This is a genomic window from Ruania suaedae (assembly GCF_021049265.1).
GTDB classification, from domain to species: domain Bacteria; phylum Actinomycetota; class Actinomycetes; order Actinomycetales; family Beutenbergiaceae; genus Ruania; species Ruania suaedae.
In genome coordinates, this window is record NZ_CP088018.1 from 793,272 (window position 1) to 810,465 (window position 17,194).

Annotated in this window: 16 protein-coding genes, 1 tRNA gene and 2 riboswitches; of the genes, 7 read left to right on the forward strand and 10 right to left on the reverse strand. The window is 69.5% G+C overall.

The window, feature by feature from the left end:
• Nucleotides 1-41: 41 nt before the first annotated feature.
• Both LQF12_RS03615 and LQF12_RS03620 read right to left on the reverse strand, forming a co-directional pair.
• Nucleotides 42-1,451, reverse strand: coding sequence for an aminotransferase class V-fold PLP-dependent enzyme (locus tag LQF12_RS03615; RefSeq protein ID WP_231054636.1), 1,410 nt, complete (start codon nt 1,449-1,451; stop codon nt 42-44).
• Between the two features lie 30 nt (nt 1,452-1,481).
• A riboswitch (SAM riboswitch) is annotated at nt 1,482-1,597 on the reverse strand.
• Nucleotides 1,598-1,670: 73 nt separating this feature from the next.
• Nucleotides 1,671-3,071, reverse strand: a complete 1,401-nt coding sequence (locus LQF12_RS03620) for a hypothetical protein (protein WP_231054637.1) — start codon at nt 3,069-3,071, stop codon at nt 1,671-1,673.
• A 114-nt stretch (nt 3,072-3,185) separates the two neighbouring features.
• A riboswitch (SAM riboswitch) is annotated at nt 3,186-3,270 on the forward strand.
• Nucleotides 3,271-3,275: 5 nt separating this feature from the next.
• On the opposite strand from LQF12_RS03620, the gene LQF12_RS03625 reads away from it, so the two are divergent.
• Genes LQF12_RS03625 through LQF12_RS03635 form a run of 3 tightly spaced genes read left to right on the forward strand, consistent with a single transcriptional unit; the run spans nt 3,276 to nt 5,195 of the window.
• Nucleotides 3,276-3,542 carry a DUF1737 domain-containing protein gene (locus LQF12_RS03625; protein ID WP_231054638.1) on the forward strand — a complete coding sequence of 89 codons (267 nt, stop codon included), beginning with the start codon at nt 3,276-3,278 and terminating at the stop codon, nt 3,540-3,542.
• Nucleotides 3,539-3,958 (forward strand): rhodanese-like domain-containing protein, encoded by a 420-nt coding sequence (locus tag LQF12_RS03630; protein WP_231054639.1) that lies wholly within the window; start codon nt 3,539-3,541, stop codon nt 3,956-3,958. Before LQF12_RS03625 ends, LQF12_RS03630 begins: the two co-directional genes overlap by 4 nt.
• Before the next feature lie 13 nt (nt 3,959-3,971).
• Nucleotides 3,972-5,195 (forward strand): O-succinylhomoserine sulfhydrylase, encoded by a 1,224-nt coding sequence (locus tag LQF12_RS03635; protein WP_231054640.1) that lies wholly within the window; start codon nt 3,972-3,974, stop codon nt 5,193-5,195.
• A gap of 8 nt (nt 5,196-5,203) precedes the next feature.
• Here the strand turns inward: LQF12_RS03635 and LQF12_RS03640 are convergent, their stop codons facing one another.
• The 4 genes from LQF12_RS03640 to LQF12_RS03655 are packed head-to-tail and all read right to left on the reverse strand — an operon-like array spanning nt 5,204 to nt 10,186.
• Nucleotides 5,204-7,102, reverse strand: a complete 1,899-nt coding sequence (locus LQF12_RS03640; protein WP_231054641.1) for a glycoside hydrolase family 127 protein — start codon at nt 7,100-7,102, stop codon at nt 5,204-5,206.
• A gap of 21 nt (nt 7,103-7,123) precedes the next feature.
• Nucleotides 7,124-7,888, reverse strand: a complete 765-nt coding sequence (locus tag LQF12_RS03645) for a carbohydrate ABC transporter permease (RefSeq protein WP_231054642.1) — start codon at nt 7,886-7,888, stop codon at nt 7,124-7,126.
• Nucleotides 7,889-7,929: 41 nt separating this feature from the next.
• Nucleotides 7,930-8,862 (reverse strand): carbohydrate ABC transporter permease, encoded by a 933-nt coding sequence (locus LQF12_RS03650; protein WP_231054643.1) that lies wholly within the window; start codon nt 8,860-8,862, stop codon nt 7,930-7,932.
• 25 nt (nt 8,863-8,887) lie between these two features.
• Nucleotides 8,888-10,186, reverse strand: coding sequence for a sugar ABC transporter substrate-binding protein (locus LQF12_RS03655; RefSeq protein ID WP_231054644.1), 1,299 nt, complete (start codon nt 10,184-10,186; stop codon nt 8,888-8,890).
• 130 nt (nt 10,187-10,316) lie between these two features.
• Here LQF12_RS03655 and LQF12_RS03660 point away from each other — a divergent pair, with 130 nt between their 5' ends.
• Nucleotides 10,317-11,330, forward strand: a complete 1,014-nt coding sequence (locus tag LQF12_RS03660) for a LacI family DNA-binding transcriptional regulator (RefSeq protein ID WP_231054645.1) — start codon at nt 10,317-10,319, stop codon at nt 11,328-11,330.
• A 15-nt stretch (nt 11,331-11,345) separates the two neighbouring features.
• Here LQF12_RS03660 and upp read toward each other — a convergent pair whose 3' ends face one another.
• Complete coding sequence (upp, locus tag LQF12_RS03665) at nt 11,346-11,984, reverse strand: uracil phosphoribosyltransferase (protein WP_231054646.1); 639 nt, start codon at nt 11,982-11,984, stop codon at nt 11,346-11,348.
• A gap of 138 nt (nt 11,985-12,122) precedes the next feature.
• Between upp and LQF12_RS03670 the strand changes: the two genes are divergently transcribed.
• The gene (locus LQF12_RS03670; RefSeq protein WP_231054647.1) at nt 12,123-12,590 is read left to right on the forward strand and encodes a nucleoside deaminase; all 468 of its coding nucleotides are present in this window, start codon (nt 12,123-12,125) and stop codon (nt 12,588-12,590) included.
• Nucleotides 12,591-12,593: 3 nt separating this feature from the next.
• Here the strand turns inward: LQF12_RS03670 and LQF12_RS03675 are convergent, their stop codons facing one another.
• The gene (locus LQF12_RS03675; RefSeq protein WP_231054648.1) at nt 12,594-13,424 is read right to left on the reverse strand and encodes an NAD-dependent protein deacetylase; all 831 of its coding nucleotides are present in this window, start codon (nt 13,422-13,424) and stop codon (nt 12,594-12,596) included.
• A 66-nt stretch (nt 13,425-13,490) separates the two neighbouring features.
• On the opposite strand from LQF12_RS03675, the gene LQF12_RS03680 reads away from it, so the two are divergent.
• A tRNA-Ser gene (locus LQF12_RS03680) sits at nt 13,491-13,579 on the forward strand.
• 53 nt (nt 13,580-13,632) lie between these two features.
• Here the strand turns inward: LQF12_RS03680 and LQF12_RS03685 are convergent.
• Entirely contained in the window at nt 13,633-14,844 is a 1,212-nt protein-coding gene (locus tag LQF12_RS03685) for an IS481 family transposase (protein WP_231052881.1), read from the reverse strand.
• A 223-nt stretch (nt 14,845-15,067) separates the two neighbouring features.
• Here LQF12_RS03685 and LQF12_RS03690 point away from each other — a divergent pair, with 223 nt between their 5' ends.
• A complete protein-coding gene (locus LQF12_RS03690; RefSeq protein ID WP_231054649.1) occupies nt 15,068-15,970 on the forward strand; it encodes a CPBP family intramembrane glutamic endopeptidase in 903 nt (300 codons plus the stop codon).
• Nucleotides 15,971-16,063: 93 nt separating this feature from the next.
• On the opposite strand, the gene LQF12_RS03695 is transcribed toward LQF12_RS03690, so the two are convergent.
• Nucleotides 16,064-17,161 (reverse strand): fatty acid desaturase family protein, encoded by a 1,098-nt coding sequence (locus LQF12_RS03695; protein ID WP_231054650.1) that lies wholly within the window; start codon nt 17,159-17,161, stop codon nt 16,064-16,066.
• Nucleotides 17,162-17,194 lie beyond the last annotated feature (33 nt).

Genomic DNA, 17,194 nt, shown 5'->3' on the forward strand with positions numbered 1-17,194 from the left:
GCGAGGCTAGTGTGCCTGGCCCTCGAGCGGCGCCGGTGGGGTCAGTGGGCGCCGGCGAGCACCTGCGCGACCGTCGGCGCGGTGCTCGGGGCCGGTCCGCACCCGGCACCGGCTGCGGCGGTCGCGAGCACCGACGGCGCGTCCGCCTCGGCGTGCAGGTCCTGCAGCAGGCCGAGGGCCGCGGGCAGCTCGCGCTGGTCGTCGCGGGGCTGCCACCGCCCGCCCACCACCTCGTAGGAGGCCTGCGGACCGGTGGTGAGGTAGCTCTCGATCCCGGCGATCAGCCGGTCCACGTGCTCGTCGGTGGTGCCGAGGCCGATGCTGGCTCGGAGTCCCGCCTCCAGCCCCCGGGCCGCGAGCAGCGGGTGGGCGCAGAACCGCCCGTCCCGCACCCCGATCCCGTGCTCGGCCGAGAGGTACGCGGCGACCAGCCCGGCGTCGTGGCCGGGCACGCTGAAGGAGACGACGGCGGTGGGTTCGGCCGAGTCGGGCCACAGCCGCAGCACCTGCACGCCCTCGAGCGCCTCGAGTCCGGCCACCAGCCGCGCCCGCAGCCGGGAGTCGTGCTCGGCGAGGCGCTCGGCCACCGCCTCGAGCTGGGTGCAGGCCACGCCGAGCGCGATCGCGCCGATCACGTTCGGGCTCCCGGCCTCGTGTCGCTGCGGGGCCGGCTCCCAGACCGTCTCCTCGAGGGCCACGTTCGTCACCGCTCCGCCCCCGGCGAGGTACGGGGTGCCGGCGTCCAGCCAGTCTCGGCGCCCGACCAGCGCACCCGCACCGTAGGGGGCGTAGAGCTTGTGGCCGGAGATGGCCACGTAGTCGGCGCCGGTGGCCTGCAGCGAGAAGAGGCGATGCGGCGCCAGCTGGGCGGCGTCGACCACCACCCGGGCTCCCGCCTCGTGCGCTGCGGTGACCACCTCGGTCACCGGCAGCGACTCACCGGTCACGTTCGAGGCACCGGTGATCGCGACCAGGGCGTACTGCCCCTCGGCCAGGGCCTCGCGCAGGGCCGTCACGGTCTCGGCGACGGTGGCGCGCGCGGCGAGCACGTCGGCGCCGTGGCGCTGCCACGGGAGCAGATTGGCATGATGCTCGATGTCGAGCACCAGCACCCGCCCCGGCACGCATCCGCCGAGCAGGTTCAACGAGTCGGTGGTGTTGCGGGTGATCACCGCGACGTCGCCCTCACGGGCTCCCACGAAGCGCCCGACGGCGGCGCGTGCCTGCTCGTAGAGCGCCGTCGAGACCTGCGAGAGGTAGCCGGCGCCGCGGTGCACGCTCGCGTAGAGCGGCAGCGCGCGAGAGACGGCGTCGGCCACGGCTGTGAGCGCGGGTGCGCTCGCGGCGTAGTCGAGGTTGGCGTAGCCGATCGTCCACTCACCCTCGCGGGGGACGGTGAGCGGCACGGCCGTGTCGGCGCCGACGAGGGGGAGCAGGGACTGCTGCGACATGTGATCCTCCAAGGTCCGTCGGACCCTGAGGGCCCGCGCTTGCCGGGCGCCACCTCGACGCCGGCCAGGTCGTCACCCGGGGCACCCCACCGCGGTTGGAGGGTTGCCGGCCAGCGAGCCGGGGCTTCGCGCTGGCGCTCATGACCTTGGCTCCTAGAGTGCCACGTCCACCGGGGTGCTCGTCCATCCGGCGGCGTTGCTGTCTCACGTGGTGAGTCCTCAGCAGGTGGCGGGATCGTCCGAACGCATTGGCCGGTACTCGACCGTGGTGCCCTCGGCACTGGCCTCGAGCGTGGGCCCGGCGGCCTCGGTCCGCTCCGTCAGGATCACCTCCACCTCGACCTCGCCGCCGGTGACCAACGGCGCCCACGCCGCGGGCAGGGTGGGATCGTCGGTGACCCAGTCGACGTCGTTGAGGCGGCCGAGGCGCCGGATGTCGCACGCCTCGTTCACCACCAGCCGGTAGGGCCAGACGCGGCCCGGTTCGATCGTGTCGCCGCTGCGCGCCGGCGCCTGCTCGTCCGCGGCATCGATCAGGTCGGGGTCGGTGCCGATCTGATCCGCCGTGGCGGTGCTGCCCGGCGTGGACAGGTCGGCCGAGACGACGGTGCGCTCCTCCGGCACCCCGGCGGGCGGGTCCTCGGCGCTGAGCTGGACGTGGAACGGGCCCTCGGGAAGGGCCTCACGCTGGACGGCCACGACGAAGGCGTGCGGGTTCGCGTCCTCGGTGCAGGCTCCCGGTGAGCCGGGCACGACGATCTCGGCGTGCAGCACCCGGCCGGTCGCCACCACGTCGTCGAGCCGGATCGGGCAGCTGGAGCCGTACACGGCACCGAACCAGACGGCGATCTCGCTCTCCAGGTCCAACGCCGGCACCTCGCCGCTCATCCCGGCTTGCTCCCACAGGTCGGCGTACTGCGACTCGGTCGTGGCCACCCCGGTGCGATAGACCTCCCCGGTCTGCTCCTCTCCGAGCAGCCGCCACTGCTCCCCCTCGGTGGGCTGCTCACCGGGCTCGACCACCTCCTCGGGCTCCGGCCCCGAGACGCACAGCGGTTCGTCGACGAACTCCTCCATCGCCTGCAGGTTCTCCTCCGACAGGACGCTGAGTTCGACGGCGACCACGCCCAGCTGAGGTTCCGGTGCGAGACTGCTCACCGCGCCCTCGGGTCCCTCGGTGCGCACCCGCTCGGCGAGGTCGGCCAGCTGCTCCTCGGTGTGCAGGGCCTCGACCACCGCCACCCCCTCGTCGCTGAACTCATCGGCGACCTCGGTGCGGCGCTCGGCGACATCCTGGGTGAACGCCACCGACACCCAGCCGTTGTGCTCGCGGTCGATCCAGATCCCGGCATAGCCCGGCAGGTCCTGCGCCCACGCACGGACCTCCTCCACGGGCTGGTCGTTGCCCACGTACACCGGATCGTCCCGGTAGTTCTCATCGGGAGCGCGCAGCGGTGTGACGTCCTCGCAGGCGACGATGCTGTCGTCGGGAGGTGGTGCGCCCGGTGTCTCGGGTTGGATCGCCCCGCACGCGGTCAGACCAGCGGTCGTCAGGATCGCCATCGTGGCTCCGAGACGCTTGCGGTCGCGCATCTTGCCCCCACTTTCCGGGTTCATCACGATCGTGTCCTGACGGCCGACCGTGTTGCACCTACCACGCAGCCTACTGTCCGATCCGTGGGCGGGCGCGGACAGTGACATGACAGCCCGGCGATCGCCGACCTACGATGCAGGGGACCATCCAGAGCAGCCGAGAGATCTGGCTCGATGACGCTGCAGCAACCTCGCCCGAAGGTGCTACCGCCAGAACCGATGGAGGAGCGCATGACCGAGCACACGACCGGGCACCCGAACGGTCCGGGCACACATGGCCGGGGCGGCCCCGCCGGACCTCCTGGCCACCGGTACCGGTTGCTCACCGGTCCTGACGACGCGGCCTTCTGCGAGCGCGTCAGCGATGCCCTCGAGGAGGGCTACGAACTGTACGGGTCGCCGTCGGTGACCTTCGACGGCAGCAGGGTCATCGCCGCACAGGCGGTGCGGTGGCCCACCAACGACGAACGACCGAACGCGGAGGTGCGGCCCGTATGAGCTATGCAGGTGACCTGAACCCCAAGGACGCATGGGCGCTCCTGGCCGAGCACCCCGACGCCGCGCTCGTGGACGTCCGCACGCAGGCCGAGTGGTCCTTCGTCGGTGTGCCGCGCACGGACGAGATCGACCGGCCGACGCTGCTGATCGAGTGGAACACCTTCCCGAACGGCTCGCGCAACCCCGCGTTCCTGGACCAGCTGAGCCGTGCCGGGTACGCGGCCGGGGACGGCAAGCCGCTGGTGTTCATCTGCCGCAGCGGACAGCGCTCCATCGCCGCCGCGGAGGCGGCCACGGCCGCCGGGTTCGGCCCGGCGTACAACGTCAGCGACGGTTTCGAGGGGCCCACCGACACCGAGGGCCACCGTGGCTGGGTCGGGTGGCGGGCGGACGGCCTGCCCTGGACGCAGAGCTGAACCGGGCGCCGTCGTGAGTGATCCGCGCCCGCACGCCAGTCTGCCCGAGGGGCTCGGGCCGGCCACCCTCGCCGTGCGCGGCGGGCAGCAACGGACCGAGTTCCGTGAGACCTCCGAGCCGCTGTTCCTCACCCAGGGGTACGTCTACGACCACGCCGCCGACGCCGAAGCCGCGTTCGCGGGCGAGGCCGACCGGTTCATCTACTCCCGCTATGGCAATCCGACCGTGGCCGCCTTCGAGGAACGGTTGCGCCTGCTCGAGGGGTCCGAGGCCTGCTTCTCGACGGCGACCGGTATGTCCGCCGTGTTCACCTCCCTGGCCGCCCTGGTCTCCTCGGGCAGCCGGATCGTGGCTGGGAATGCGTTGTTCGGCTCCACCTTCGTGGTCCTCGACGACATCCTCGGCCGGTGGGGCGTGCAGGTGGACTACGTGAACGCCCACCGGATCGAGGAGTGGGAGGCGGCGCTGGCCACCCCGGCCGACGTGGTGCTGTTCGAGACGCCCTCGAACCCGATGCAGGACATCGTGGACGTGCAGGCGGTGTGCGAGCTGGCCCATCGGGCGGGGGCCACCGTGATCCTCGACAACGTCTTCGCCACCCCGATCCTGCAGCGCCCGCACGAGCTGGGCGTGGACGTGGTGGTGTACTCGGCCACCAAGCACATCGACGGCCAGGGCCGGGTGCTGGGCGGGGCCATCCTCGGCAGCCGGGACTACATCGAGGGGCCCGTCAAGCAGATGATCCGCAACACCGGTCCGAGCCTGAGCCCGTTCAACGCCTGGGTGCTGCTCAAGGGACTGGAGACGCTTGCCGTACGGGTGCGGGCGCAGACCGCCGCGGCGCTGGAGATCGCGGGATGGCTGGAGTCCCAGCCGGGGGTGCGTGCGGTGCGCTACCCCTTCCTGGACTCCCATCCGCAGGCCGAGCTGGCGAGAGCCCAGATGAGCGGCGGAGGCACGGTGGTGACGATCGACCTGGACGTCGATGGCGAGCAGGAGCAGATCAAGGAGCGCACGTTCGCTTTCCTCGACGCCCTGCAGCTGGTGGACATCTCCAACAACCTCGGGGATGCCAAGTCGCTGATCACCCACCCGGCCACCACGACGCATTCGAAGATCGCGCGGGAGAAGCGCTACGCCGTCGGGATCACCGACTCCACGGTGCGGCTCTCGGTCGGGCTGGAGGATGTGGTGGACCTGCAGGCGGACCTGAGTCGGGCGCTGCGGGCGCTGTAGCAGCCGGGTCAGGTGGTCGGCAGCCACACCCGCATCGAGGACGGGCCACGGTTGCCCCAGGAGTGATAGGGCACCAAGCGGACCGGACGCACATCTGTCAGTTCGGGATGCTGAGGTGCCGACGTGTAGGGCCAGGCCACGTCCGGGTGCGTGGCGGTCCTGACATTGACCGTCACGTCTCCCGGCCCACCTTGCGGTGGACGTGAGGAATCGACCAGGACGTCGCCGATCTCTCCTGCCAGATCGATGCCCTCGAGGCAGTAGACCCGCGGTCCGCACTGCACCGCGACCTGCCCGCGCACCGCGTCGATCCGGTCATCCGGCCAGATCCAGCGGGGCGCGACGGGCAACGTGAGGACAACCTCGGCCCCTGCCGGCGGGGCTTCGACCTGTGCATACCCCGGCTCGACCTCCTGTACGTGGCCATCGATCTCGACGGTGGTACCCGCGGCCCACTGCGGCACCCGCAGGGAGAGGGTCCACTCGCCGTCGGGACTGCGCTCGACCCGAATCCGGATGGCCCCGGACTCGGGGTAGTCGGTTTCGACGTGCACCGCCACCGTGCCGGTTGCCAGCTCAGCGGTGACCGTTCCCGACGCGTATTGGTTCAGCTGCAGTCCGTTCTCGCTCGCTGTGGCGACGTAGGCATCCAGCGAGGCGATAGTGCGGGCGACGTTCGTGGGGCAGCAGGAGACGTCGTACCACGGGGCCCGCATGCTCGACTCCGCCCGTGGACTCGGCACGTCAACCGCAGGGGGCTCGCCGGCCTCACGGCGGTAGAGGGTGTTGGAGTAGAAGAAGCTACGCCCGTCCTCCGCCGGGGACGTGGCGACGACGTTGAACAGGATCCGCTCGATCTGGTCCGCCCATTCCGGGTCGCCGGTCGCGAGCAGCAGTCGCTGAAAGTACTGGATGGCGCCGATACCGGCGCAGGTCTCGGAGTAGGAGCGGTCCGGGGGCAGGGAGTAGTCCTCGCCGAAGGCCTCTCCGGTGTGCCGGGCTCCCATCCCGCCGGTCAGATAGGTGCGCCGCGCCAGTGTGGTGCGCGCCTGTTCGAGCAACGCCTCGAGCAGCTCGTCATCGCCGGTGTCCACGGCCACGTCGGTGGCGCCTGCGGCCAGGTACAACGCCCGCACGGCGTGACCGCGCGCGACCGTGGCCTCACGGACCGGCACGTCGTCCTGGTAGTAGGAACGCCCGAGCTCGATGTCGGCGAGAGTGCCACCTCCGCGGCGTTGCACGAACAGGGCCGCCTGGTCCAGGTACCGCTGCTCGCCGGTGGCGCGGGCGAGCTCGGCCAGCGCGGTCTCGACCTCGGGATGCCCACCGACCTGGGCTCGGCCGTCCGGGCCGAACTCTGTGCACACGTGGTCGGCCGCGCGCAGTGCGAGCCGCACGAAGTCGTCCTCGCCGGTGGTCCGTAGCCGCGCGACCGCGGCCTGGAACAGGTGCCCGTAGCAGTACAGTTCGTGCCCCCACTCGAGGTTGGAATACCGGGGGCGCTGCCCGGGACGGCCGAACTTCGTGTTGAGGTAGCCGTCGCCGGTCTGAACCGGGGCGATCCGTGCAGTGAGCGCACGGAAGCGCTCGTCGAGGGTGGTGCTGCCGGTACGGCCGATCTCCCAGGCCATCGCTTCCATCAGCTTGTACACGTCGGAGTCGGAGAATTCCCGGCCTCGCCGGACCTCGGTGATCGTGCCCGCCACGGCAGCGTCAAAGTTGCCGATCCATCCCACCCGCTCCATCCAATCCTGGGCATGGTCGATGATCGTGGTGGCATTCAACTCCTGCAGGCGAGCCCAGAAGCCTCCTTCGATGGCGACTTGGGGCCCTCCGAGTGGCCGGACGGCGCCCTGAGCGGGCATCACGGGCAATCCAGCGGAGTGTGTGGTGGGTGTGACAGACATGGGCTTCCTTGGTCGAGGGGCCTACTTGACCGAGCCCGCGGCGAGACCGTCGCGGAGCTGGCCGTAGGCGAGCAGGTACACGATGAGGATGGGGATCGAGGTGAGCACCGAGAGTGCCATCAGTCCGGGCCAGTTGATGCCGAAGGCGGAAACCTGCTGCGCCAGTAGGGCACTGAGCGGGTACTGACCGGGCGAAAGGTAGAAGTTCACGGCGTAGAGAAACTCCCCCCAGGAGAGCAGGAACACCAGGGTGCCTACCGTGAACACCCCGTTCCGGGCGATCGGTAGCACCACGGTGGCGAAGATGCGCATCACCCCGGCACCGTCGATCGCGGCCGCCTCCTCCAGCTGGGGCGGGACGGCCCGGAAGAACGGCCGCAGCAGCATCACCGCGAACGGGGTCAGCAGTGCGGTATCGGCGACGATTACCCCTGCCGTGGAGTCGAGCATGCGCCACTCGCCGAAGATCTGGAACAGCGGGATCACGTTCGCCGTCTGCGGGCTCATCTGGAACACGATCAACAGTCCCAGCCCGATCATCGAGACCCATCCGCTCACGCGCGCCACGGCGTAGGCGGCGGGCACGGCGATGAGGAGTACGAAGGCGGTGGTTCCGACGGCGATCGCCACCGACTGCTGCAGGGAGCTCCACAGCTGTGGGCCGATCATGTCGCGGTAGGCGTCCAGGGTGGGGCTGAAGGAGAACGCAGGCCCGAACACCTCATCCGAGCCCTTGAAGGAGGTGAGCACGATCCAGAACAGGGGGACCCCGTACAAGAGTGTCATGAGCACTTTGATGAGGCCGGTCACGGGCCCTGTGCGCTCGTTCATCCTCGGGTCTCCTCTCGTCGGATCGAGCGGGCGTAGACCACCGCGAGCAGGAGCACCATCGCCACGGCGAGCACCGAGGTTGAGGCCCCGAGGCCGTAGTCGTAGCGGGTGAACGCCTGCAGATATCCGAGGAAGGGCAAGGTATTGGTGGCGGTGCCCGGGCCTCCGTAGGTCATCACGTAGATGAAGTCGAAGGACCGGAAGCCGTACACCACGGTCAGGATCAGCAGCACCAGGCTGGTGGGCCGCACCGCCGGGAGCATGATGTGCCGGACCTCCTGCCACCGGCTCGCTCCGTCCAGGGCGGCCGCCTCGAACTGCTCCCGGTCGATCTGCAGCAGCGCGGCCCGGAACACAAGTGTGTTGAACGGGATCACCGCCCATGCGTTCACCACGGCGACCGACCCGAGTGCCCAGTACTGGTCGTACAGGAACGGGCGCTCGGAGAACCCCAGACCGGTGACGATCGAGTTGGCCAGGCCGTCGCTCGCTAGCAGGAACTTCCACACCGATCCGTTCACCACCGGGGGCAGGGCCCAGGCGAAGACCATCAGGGAGAGCAGTACGGAGGACCACCAGCCCTTGGTGCGCAGTGCGGCTGCGGCAGCGAACCCCCCGATCATGCCAAGGATCGTCACCGCGAGGACGAAGATCGCCGTGCGTGCCAGGGCGTCCCCGGTCGCCCCGGAGGCGAAGCCATCGAGATAGTTCTGCAGACCGACGAATGCCCAGTCCTGGCCGAGGTTGCTGGTGGAGACGTCTGAGACGCTCATTCGCAGCAGCTGGATCAGCGGGTAGAGCGAGAACAGTCCCAGCACCACCACGGCGGGCAGGGCGAACGGCGCGTGCGGGGAGAGGCGCCGTCGGCGTTTCCTGGCCTGGCCTGGCCCTGGGCGCCGGGCGGGTGGTGTGGTGGTCGCCGTGGTCACGGCACGCCTCCCGCGCTCGCTGCGGTCACTGCTCGGCGAGTAGCGGCTCGAGGTCGGCGATCACCTGGGAGGCGGCCTCCTCGGGATCCTGCTGCCCGCCCAGGACGGCGCTCCAGGCCTGACCGACTGCGAGCTGCACGTCCGGCACGGACTCCGGCGGGATGGACTGCGCGGGATAGCTGGCTCCGTAGGCCGCCACGGTCTCGGTGAAGGCCGAGAGGAGCTCGTCGCTGGTGACCGCCTCGTCCTCGGCCGCATCGGAGCGGGACGGGATGTAGCCGACCGTCTCGGTGGCCGCCACCTGTCCTTCCACGGAGAGGTACGTCGTCGTGAGGTACTCCCAGGCGAGATCCGGGTCATCGGCATTGGCGGTGATGCCCTGGCCCTCGCCACCGAGGTAGACCTGGCCGGAGTCGTCGAGCGGGAGGGGGACGACTCCGTACTCGAAGGAGGCGTCCTCAGCGGCGCCCATCTGCCAGTTGCCGTTCTCGGCGAACGCGATGTCCCCCGCGGCGAACTCCTGGAAGGGCACGGTCTGATCCCAGTTGACGACCTCGGGGGAGAGGTAGCCGGACTCGACCCAGCCGCTGACGCGGCTGAACGCACTCTCGAGCGCGCCCGCATCCGGGGAGTCGTAGCTGAAACCGTCGTGGGAGAGCCACGGGTAGGCCTGCCACTCGCCCTGCCCCTGTGGGAGTCCGGTCATGGTGATGCCTTCGTAGCCGGCCTCGACTGCCGCCTGCATCGCCGCTTCCAGTTCGTCCATCGTCTGCGGTGGCTCGACGCCGATCTCGTCGAGAATGTCCTGGTTGTACCAAAGACCGAGCAGGTTCACGTACCCCTGAACGCCGTAGATCTGGTCGTTGACCGAGTGGAGGACTGACTCGGGAAGCTGGTCGGTGTCTTCCCAGTCGGCGAGGTAGTTGTCGAGTGGGACGAGAACATCGGCCAGGGCGAGCGTCGAGGTCTCGGCCCCGTTGAAGACCACGACGTCCGGACCCTCGCCGGCGCCCGTGGCCGAGACGACCTTCGACATGATCTGGTCGTACGGGACGTAGGCGTTCTCGACCGTGACGTCCGGATGGGCATCCTCGAACATCTCGGCGTAGGTGTCCATCACCTCCACCTGGTTCGGCTCTGAGAAGTAGTGCCAGACAGTGAGGGTCTGCTCGCCTTCGCCGGCAGCGCCGTCCGAGGCCTCCTCATCAGATCCGCCGAGTCCAGTGCCCGATCCACAGGCCGCGAGCCCGAGAGAGACGGCAAGGCCGCCTGAGGCGAGAAGCACCGCCCGACGCTGCCATGGGGTGTGAGTGCTGTAGGTCACGAGGATCTCCTTCGTTCCTGTGGGGCCGGCAACGCTCGAAAACGCTTTCGGCAGTTTCGAGCAGGTTAGCATCCGGTTCGTGTACGGTCAACGGGTGGACAAGTGCGCGGGGATGGCGAAGGCGGCTTAGATGACTGGAAATTCGGTGCGCGCGACCCTGCGCGACGTGGCGTCCGCTGCCGGTGTCTCCCTCGCCACAGCGTCGAAAGCGCTCAACGGACGGTCCGATGTGAAGGCCGACACCCGTGTCCGGGTGCTGGAGGCGGCCGAGGATTTGCAGTTCACCCCCAACTCGGTGGCCCAGCACCTGGTCTCGGGGCGCACGCGCTCGGTGGGACTGATCACCTCCGATCTGGTCGGGCGCTTCTCGCTCCCGATCCTGCGCGGTGTCGAGGGAGCGTTCGGGTCACAGCAGATGTCGGTTCTGCTGACCGATGCTCGCGAGGACTCGATCCGCGAGCAGCACCATGTGCGCACCCTGCTCGGACGTAAGGTGGACGGGCTGATCGTCGTCGGTTCCCGCACCGACCCGCGGCCCTCCCTCGGCCGCCATCTCCCGGTGCCAGTGGTCTACACCTACGCCCCCTCGGACGATCCCCAGGATCTCTCCTTGATCTGCGACAACGTCGGCGCCGGTGAGCTGGTGACGCGACACCTGCTCTCGTTGGGCAGGCGCCGTATCGCCCACATCCTCGGCGACGGGACGTATCAGGCGTCGCACGACCGGCTTGCTGGGATCACTGCGGCGTTGGCGGAGGCGGGTGTGGAGCTGGTGGGCGCTCACGACATGTTCGGGTCGTGGACCGAGTCATGGGGGCGCGCCGCGACCACGCAGATCATGGATGCCCATCCCCGAGTCGACGCCATCATCTGTTCCTCGGATCAGATCGCCCGCGGCTGCTTGGACTCGTTGCGAGAGCGTGGAGTCACGGTGCCAGGCGATGTGGCGGTGGCCAGTTTCGACAACTGGGAGATCCTGGCCACGGGATCCCGGCCGGAACTGACCTCGGTCGACATGAACTTTCAGGCGATGGGCAAGGCTGCGGCCGAACAGATTGTCGTAGCGCTCGACGGCGAGCCGCGAGCGGGTCTGCTCACCCAGGTGTGCCGACTCGCGATCCGCGGGTCGACGGTGGGTGAGTGAACCGGCGTAGTCGGCTCAGTCGACAACGCCGTACAGGCGGTCCCCGGCATCACCCAGCCCGGGGATGATGTACCCCTTCTCGTTCAGATGATCGTCGACGGCGGCCGTCACGATGGTCACGTCCGTGCGGTCGCCGATGGCCTCCTGCACCGTGCGCAGGCCCTCCGGGGCCGCGAGCAGGGTCACGCAGATGACATCGCGCGCGCCGCGCGCGAACAGGTACTCGATACTGGCCACGAGCGTACCGCCGGTGGCGAGCATGGGGTCGATCACGTAGCACTGCCGGCCGGTGAGATCGTCGGGGAGGCGGTTGGCGTAGGTGATCGCCTCGAGCGTCTCCTCGTTGCGCTGCAGGCCGAGGAAACCCACCTCGGCGGTGGGCAGCAGCCGCGTCATCCCCTCGAGCATGCCCAGTCCGGCACGCAGGATCGGCACCACGATCGGGCGCGGCTCGGCGATCCGCGTCCCGACGGTGCGCGCGACCGGGGTGTCGATCTCCTCGGTCTCGGTCCGGATGTCACGCGTGGCCTCGTAGGCCAGCAGCGTCACCAGCTCCTCGGTGAGCTGCCGGAAGATCGGGGAAGGGGTCCGCACATCCCGCAGCACGGTCAGCTTGTGGGCGATGAGCGGGTGATCGGCAACGTGCAGGCGCATGGGTGCCAATCTAACGCGGCGCGCTCGGCTGTGGACACAGGCTCCCGCGATCGACCTCGGCTCCCGGCGTCGACCGAGGTTGCACCCTCGGTCCGGTCCCGGAAGCTGTGTCGGACGCCAAGCAGGCACACTGGAGCCATGAACCCGCTCGGCACCGCCCGCCTCGAGGACGCGATGGGCCTGGCGCTCGAGGAGGCCCGGACGGCAGGGGAGGCGGGAGACGTGCCGGTGGGCGCCGTCGTGCTCTCGCCCGAAGGCCGGGTGCTCGGGGTGGGACGTAACCGCAGGGAGGCCGACGGCGACCCCACCGCCCATGCGGAGATCCTCGCCCTGCGGGCGGCGGGGGAGCAGCTGGGCGGGTGGCGCCTGACCGGTTGCACGCTCGTGGTGACGCTGGAGCCGTGCACGATGTGCGCCGGCGCGATCGTGCTGGCGCGGGTGCCGCACCTGGTGCTCGGGGCGTGGGATGAGAAAGCAGGCGCGTGCGGCTCCACCCGTGACGTCGTCCGGGACTCCCGGCTGAACCACCAGGTGCAGGTGACCGGTGGGGTGCGCGGTGAGGAGGCCGTGGTGATGCTGCGGGGGTTCTTCGACCAGCGGCGCTGACCGTCAGAGGGCGGCGTCGAGTGCCTGGAGCGTCTCGCTGGTGCCGGTGTGCAGATGCAGCGTGGCCAGCTCGTCACCGCGGGTGGTGCCACGATTGACGATCGCCACCGGCATCGCGCTCTTGTGGGCGCGCCGGACGAACCGCAGGCCCGACATCACCGCCAATGACGAGCCGGCCACCAGCAGTGCCTGGCCGGACTCGACCATCGCGAAGGCGCGCGCCACCCGCTCCTTGGGGACGTTCTCGCCGAAGTAGACGATGTTCGGCTTGAGCATGCCGCCGCAGACCGTGCAGGCGGGGACGCGGAAGTCGGCGGTGGAGTCGATGACGGCGTCGGCGTCCGGGGCGATTTCCACGTCGCCCACGTCGCGGCTGAAGTCGGGGTTGAGGGCCTGCAGGCGCTCGTGCATCTCGGTGCGGGTCACGACGGTGCCGCACTGCAGGCAGATCACCTCGTTGTAGTGCCCATGCAGGTCGATGACGTGCTGGGAGCCGGCCGCCTGGTGCAGCAGGTCCACGTTCTGGGTGATGACGCCGGTGACCAGCCCGCGCTGCTCCATCCGGGCAAGCGCGCGGTGACCGTCGTTGGGTTCGGTGCGGCGCATGTGGCTCCAGCCGACGTGGTTACGCGCCCAGTAGTGCCGGCGGAAGCCGTCGTCGCTCACGAACTGCTGATAGGTCATCGGGTTGCGCGGCGGGGAGTCGGGGCCGCGGTAGTCCGGGATGCCGGAGTCGGTGGAGACGCCGGCGCCGGTGAGAACCGTGAAGGTCCGGCCGCGGAGGAGATCGACGAGCTCGTCGATCCCGGACTCCGGGGAGGGTGCTGTGCTCACCGCACGAGCCTACGTCGGCTGCCGGTTTGGGCCTACCGGTGGTCTCCGGGTACTCTGGCTCGCCGAGGTAGCGTGTCCGAGCGGCCGAAGGTGCAGCACTCGAAATGCTGTGTGGTTCATAGCCACCGTGGGTTCAAATCCCACCGCTACCGCCATGTGATGTCGCAGGACATCGGAATAGCCCGAACCCACGGATTGTGGGTTCGGGCTAGTTCTTCGTGGGGGCTGGTCCTGGGGGGCGTCCGGTGGGTTGGTAGCGCTTGGTGGGGTCGAGGGTGAGCTCGCGCAGGATCTCGCCGGTGGCGGCATTGATGATGGTGATGTCGAGGTCGGCGATGAGGAGGATCACGGGGGTTCGGGCGTGGGTTCGTCCGATGCCGATGTGGTGGAGGGTGCCGCCGTGGCGGAGGGTGACTTTGCCGGCGGTATCGACGCGGTCGTGGCGCACGCGGTGGTGAGGTTCGCCGGGTGTGGTGGCGGGGGTGGCCTTGGGGCGGGTGGTGTAGGCGGTGGCCGGGGTTGCCCGGTGGGGTAGGGACCGGTGGGGGCGTCGGTGGTTGTACTCGGTGGTGAACTCATCGAGCAGCGCTTGCAGGGCGGTGATGGTGGTGGGCTGGTCGGGGCGGGCGCGTAGCCACTTCTTGAGGGTCTGCTGGAAGCGCTCGACTTTGCCCTGGGTGGTGGGGTGGCCAGGCTTGCCGTTCTTCTGGATGATGCCGCGGCGGTGCAGTTCGGTCTCCAGTGCGGTGCGTCCACCGCGGCGCTTCTTGCTGGCCAGGCGCACGGTGTAGACCAGGCCGTTGTCGGTCAGGGTGGAGGCGGGGTAGCCGTGTTCGCGGGCGGTCTGGGCGAAGGTGGCGGCCACGATGGTGGAGGTGATCGCTTTGTGGGCGCTCAGGTGCAGCACGGCGCGGGAGTGGTCATCGAGCCAGGTGATGATCTCGGTGTCGGCGCCGGCGCGTCCGCTGGGGCGGGTGAGGCGGTAGTGGGTGAAGTCCGATTGCCAGCACTCGTTCGGCTGCGCGGCTTCGAAACGCACGTAGGAGGACTTCGGTCGCTTCTTCGGCTCGGCGGTGATGAGCCCGGCGCGGGTCAGGATCCGGTGGATCGTGGCCCGGTGGACCTCGATGTGGTGGGTGTGGCCCAGGTGCCAGGCGATCGTTTCGGCGCCGCAGTCCAGGCCAGCACGCGACAGGCGGGCGCGGATGGCCACGATCAGCTCCACGACCTCGGCATCGGTGGCCCTCGGCGTGGTGTGGGGGCGCCGCGAGCGTGGGACGAATGCGGCCTCGCCCTCGAGCCGATAGCGGGCCATCAACTTGGAGATCCAACTCTGGGATACGCCGTAGCGGCGAGCGATGGCGGACTGAGACTGGCCCGAGTTCACCGCGGTCACCACCAGGCGTCGCTTGTTGTCCATAGACCACGAGCCTGGCCACAGCGGCTATACCGATCTCGTGCGACACCCCTATTCCCATGACCCGCGACACCCTATTCCGATGTCCTGCACCAGCACACCCCTAGCTCCACCCCGTGCTCAAGGCCCGGACCACTGTCGGCAGGATTGCCGGCGCAGGTCCGGGCCTTGTTGCTTTGCTGTGAGGACTTGACCTTGTCGCGACGACATGGTTTGGACTGCCGTCATGAAGACACTGAAGCAGCAGCCCTCGGGCGTGGAGTACCACCGGGTCCTGGCGGGGGAGGATCGACGCATCGGGCGCGGCATCCTCGCCATCGTCCTGCTCGTCGGAGGACTGTTCGCCGCCATCGCCGCGCTCTCCTACCTGGGGCAGTGGCTCGACGAGATGCTCTTCCCTGACGGCTGGGGCGAGGCGGTTGAGGCCTACAGCCCGGTGACCTTCGCCGCGGCTCTGATCGCCACGGCGCTGCTGATCCCGTGGAGCATGGTCATCCAACGCTGGTTGTACGGCGTGCCGGCCGCGTCCCTGCACTCGGTCGCCTCCCACTTCCGCTTCACCCTGTTCGGGCGGGCGCTGCTCGTCATCGTGCCGGCGTTCGTCGTCGCCCTCGCCACCACTGAGCTGCTGGCGCCCGGCGGGACCGCCATGTGGTCCCAGCGGGACACGGTCCTCATGCTCGTCGTGATGGTGCTGCTGGTGCCGCTGCAGTCGGCGGGTGAGGAGTACGGTCTGCGTGGCCTGGTCTTCCGCGTCGCCGGCAGCTGGGCGCGTGGCCGGTGGATCTCGCTGCTGCTGGGCGTCCTCGTCTCCTCCGCCGTGTTCGCCGTCATCCACACCGCGGCTGATCCGTGGTGGAACGTGTTCTACGTGGTGTTCTCCCTGACGACCTCGTTCGTCACCTGGCGCACGGGCGGGGTCGAGGTGGCGGTGGTCATGCATGCCGCCTACAACACGCTCACCTTCGTTTTCTGGATCGCTTTGAGCGCCGACCTCGCCGAGCGATTCGACCGCTCGGCCGGTGCCGTGACTGCCGCATTGATGGCCCCGACCAGTCTCGTGCTGATCGCCATCGCGGTGGTGGTGGGCCTGCGCACCCGACGCACCGGTCCGGTCAGGACGCCATGACGCCCCGCAGCGGGATGCGCTCCTCGCCGAGGTCACCACCATCGCGCTGGAGGCGCTGAACCGGGGCGGATGACCGGCTCCCGGCAGTCCCGATCAGAACGGCCGGTAGCGCGACGTCAGCGGGCACTCGAACGGGTCCGCCTCGCCGAGGCCGACCCGGTTGAGGTAGCGGATGACGATCCCGTAGGACTCCATCAGCCCGGCCTCGGTGTAGGGGATGTTCTTCTCGGCGCAGTACTCACGCACCATCGGCTGGACCAATCGCAGGTTCACGCTCGGCATCCGCGGGAACAGGTGGTGCTCGATCTGGTGGTTCAATCCGCCCATGGCCCAGAAGATCGGACGGCCCCCGCCGATGTTGCGCGAAGTCAGCACCTGCCGGCGCAGGAAGTCGATCGTGTCGCGCTCGGCCAGCAGCGGCATCCCCTTGTGGTTGGGGGCGAAGCTGGCCCCCATGTACACGCCGAAGACCATGACCTGGACGGCGAGGAACGCCAGACCCAGCCACGGGCCGAGTGTCGCGATCACCAGCACCGGCAGCCCGACCAGGCGGATGGTCAGCATTAGCGCCTCGATCCGCCGGTAGCTCAGGTCGCGGTCCTCGGCCAGCATGCGCACGGCGCTGACGTGCAGGTTCAGCCCCTCCAGGGTCAGCATCGGGAAGAACAGCCACCCCTGGCGCCGGGTGATCCATCCGATCACCCCGGTGCGTGCGGGAGCGTCCTGCGGATCGAAGACGAGTGCGCCGGTGGCGATGTCGCTGTCCTTGCCGACCGTGTTGGGGTTCGCGTGGTGCTTGCCGTGTTTGCGCGCCCACCATCCGTGGCTGAGCCCGACCACCAGGTTGGCGAGGATCCGGGAGAGCCACTCGTTGCGCGGGGCGGAATCGAAGACCTGCTGGTGCGCTGCGTCGTGGCCGAAGAAGGCGGCCTGGGTCAGCAGCACCCCGAAGAGCCCCGCCACGGCGAGCTGCCAGGGGCTCTGGCCCAGGGTGAGCAGCAACGCGATGGCCCCGGCGAAGGCGCACGCCAGCACCACGGCCCGGGCCAGATACCAGCCGGGACGGCGGCGCATCAGGCCGGCGGCCTTCACCCGGCGGGAGAGGACCAGGAAGTCCTTGGCGGGGTTCGGTCGAGCCGCCCGGGGCGGTGGCGTGACGTCCGCGGTGTGCTCGAGGGTGTTCGTCGTCATGGTCTGCACGCTAGGAACGTGGTCGGCCCCGGC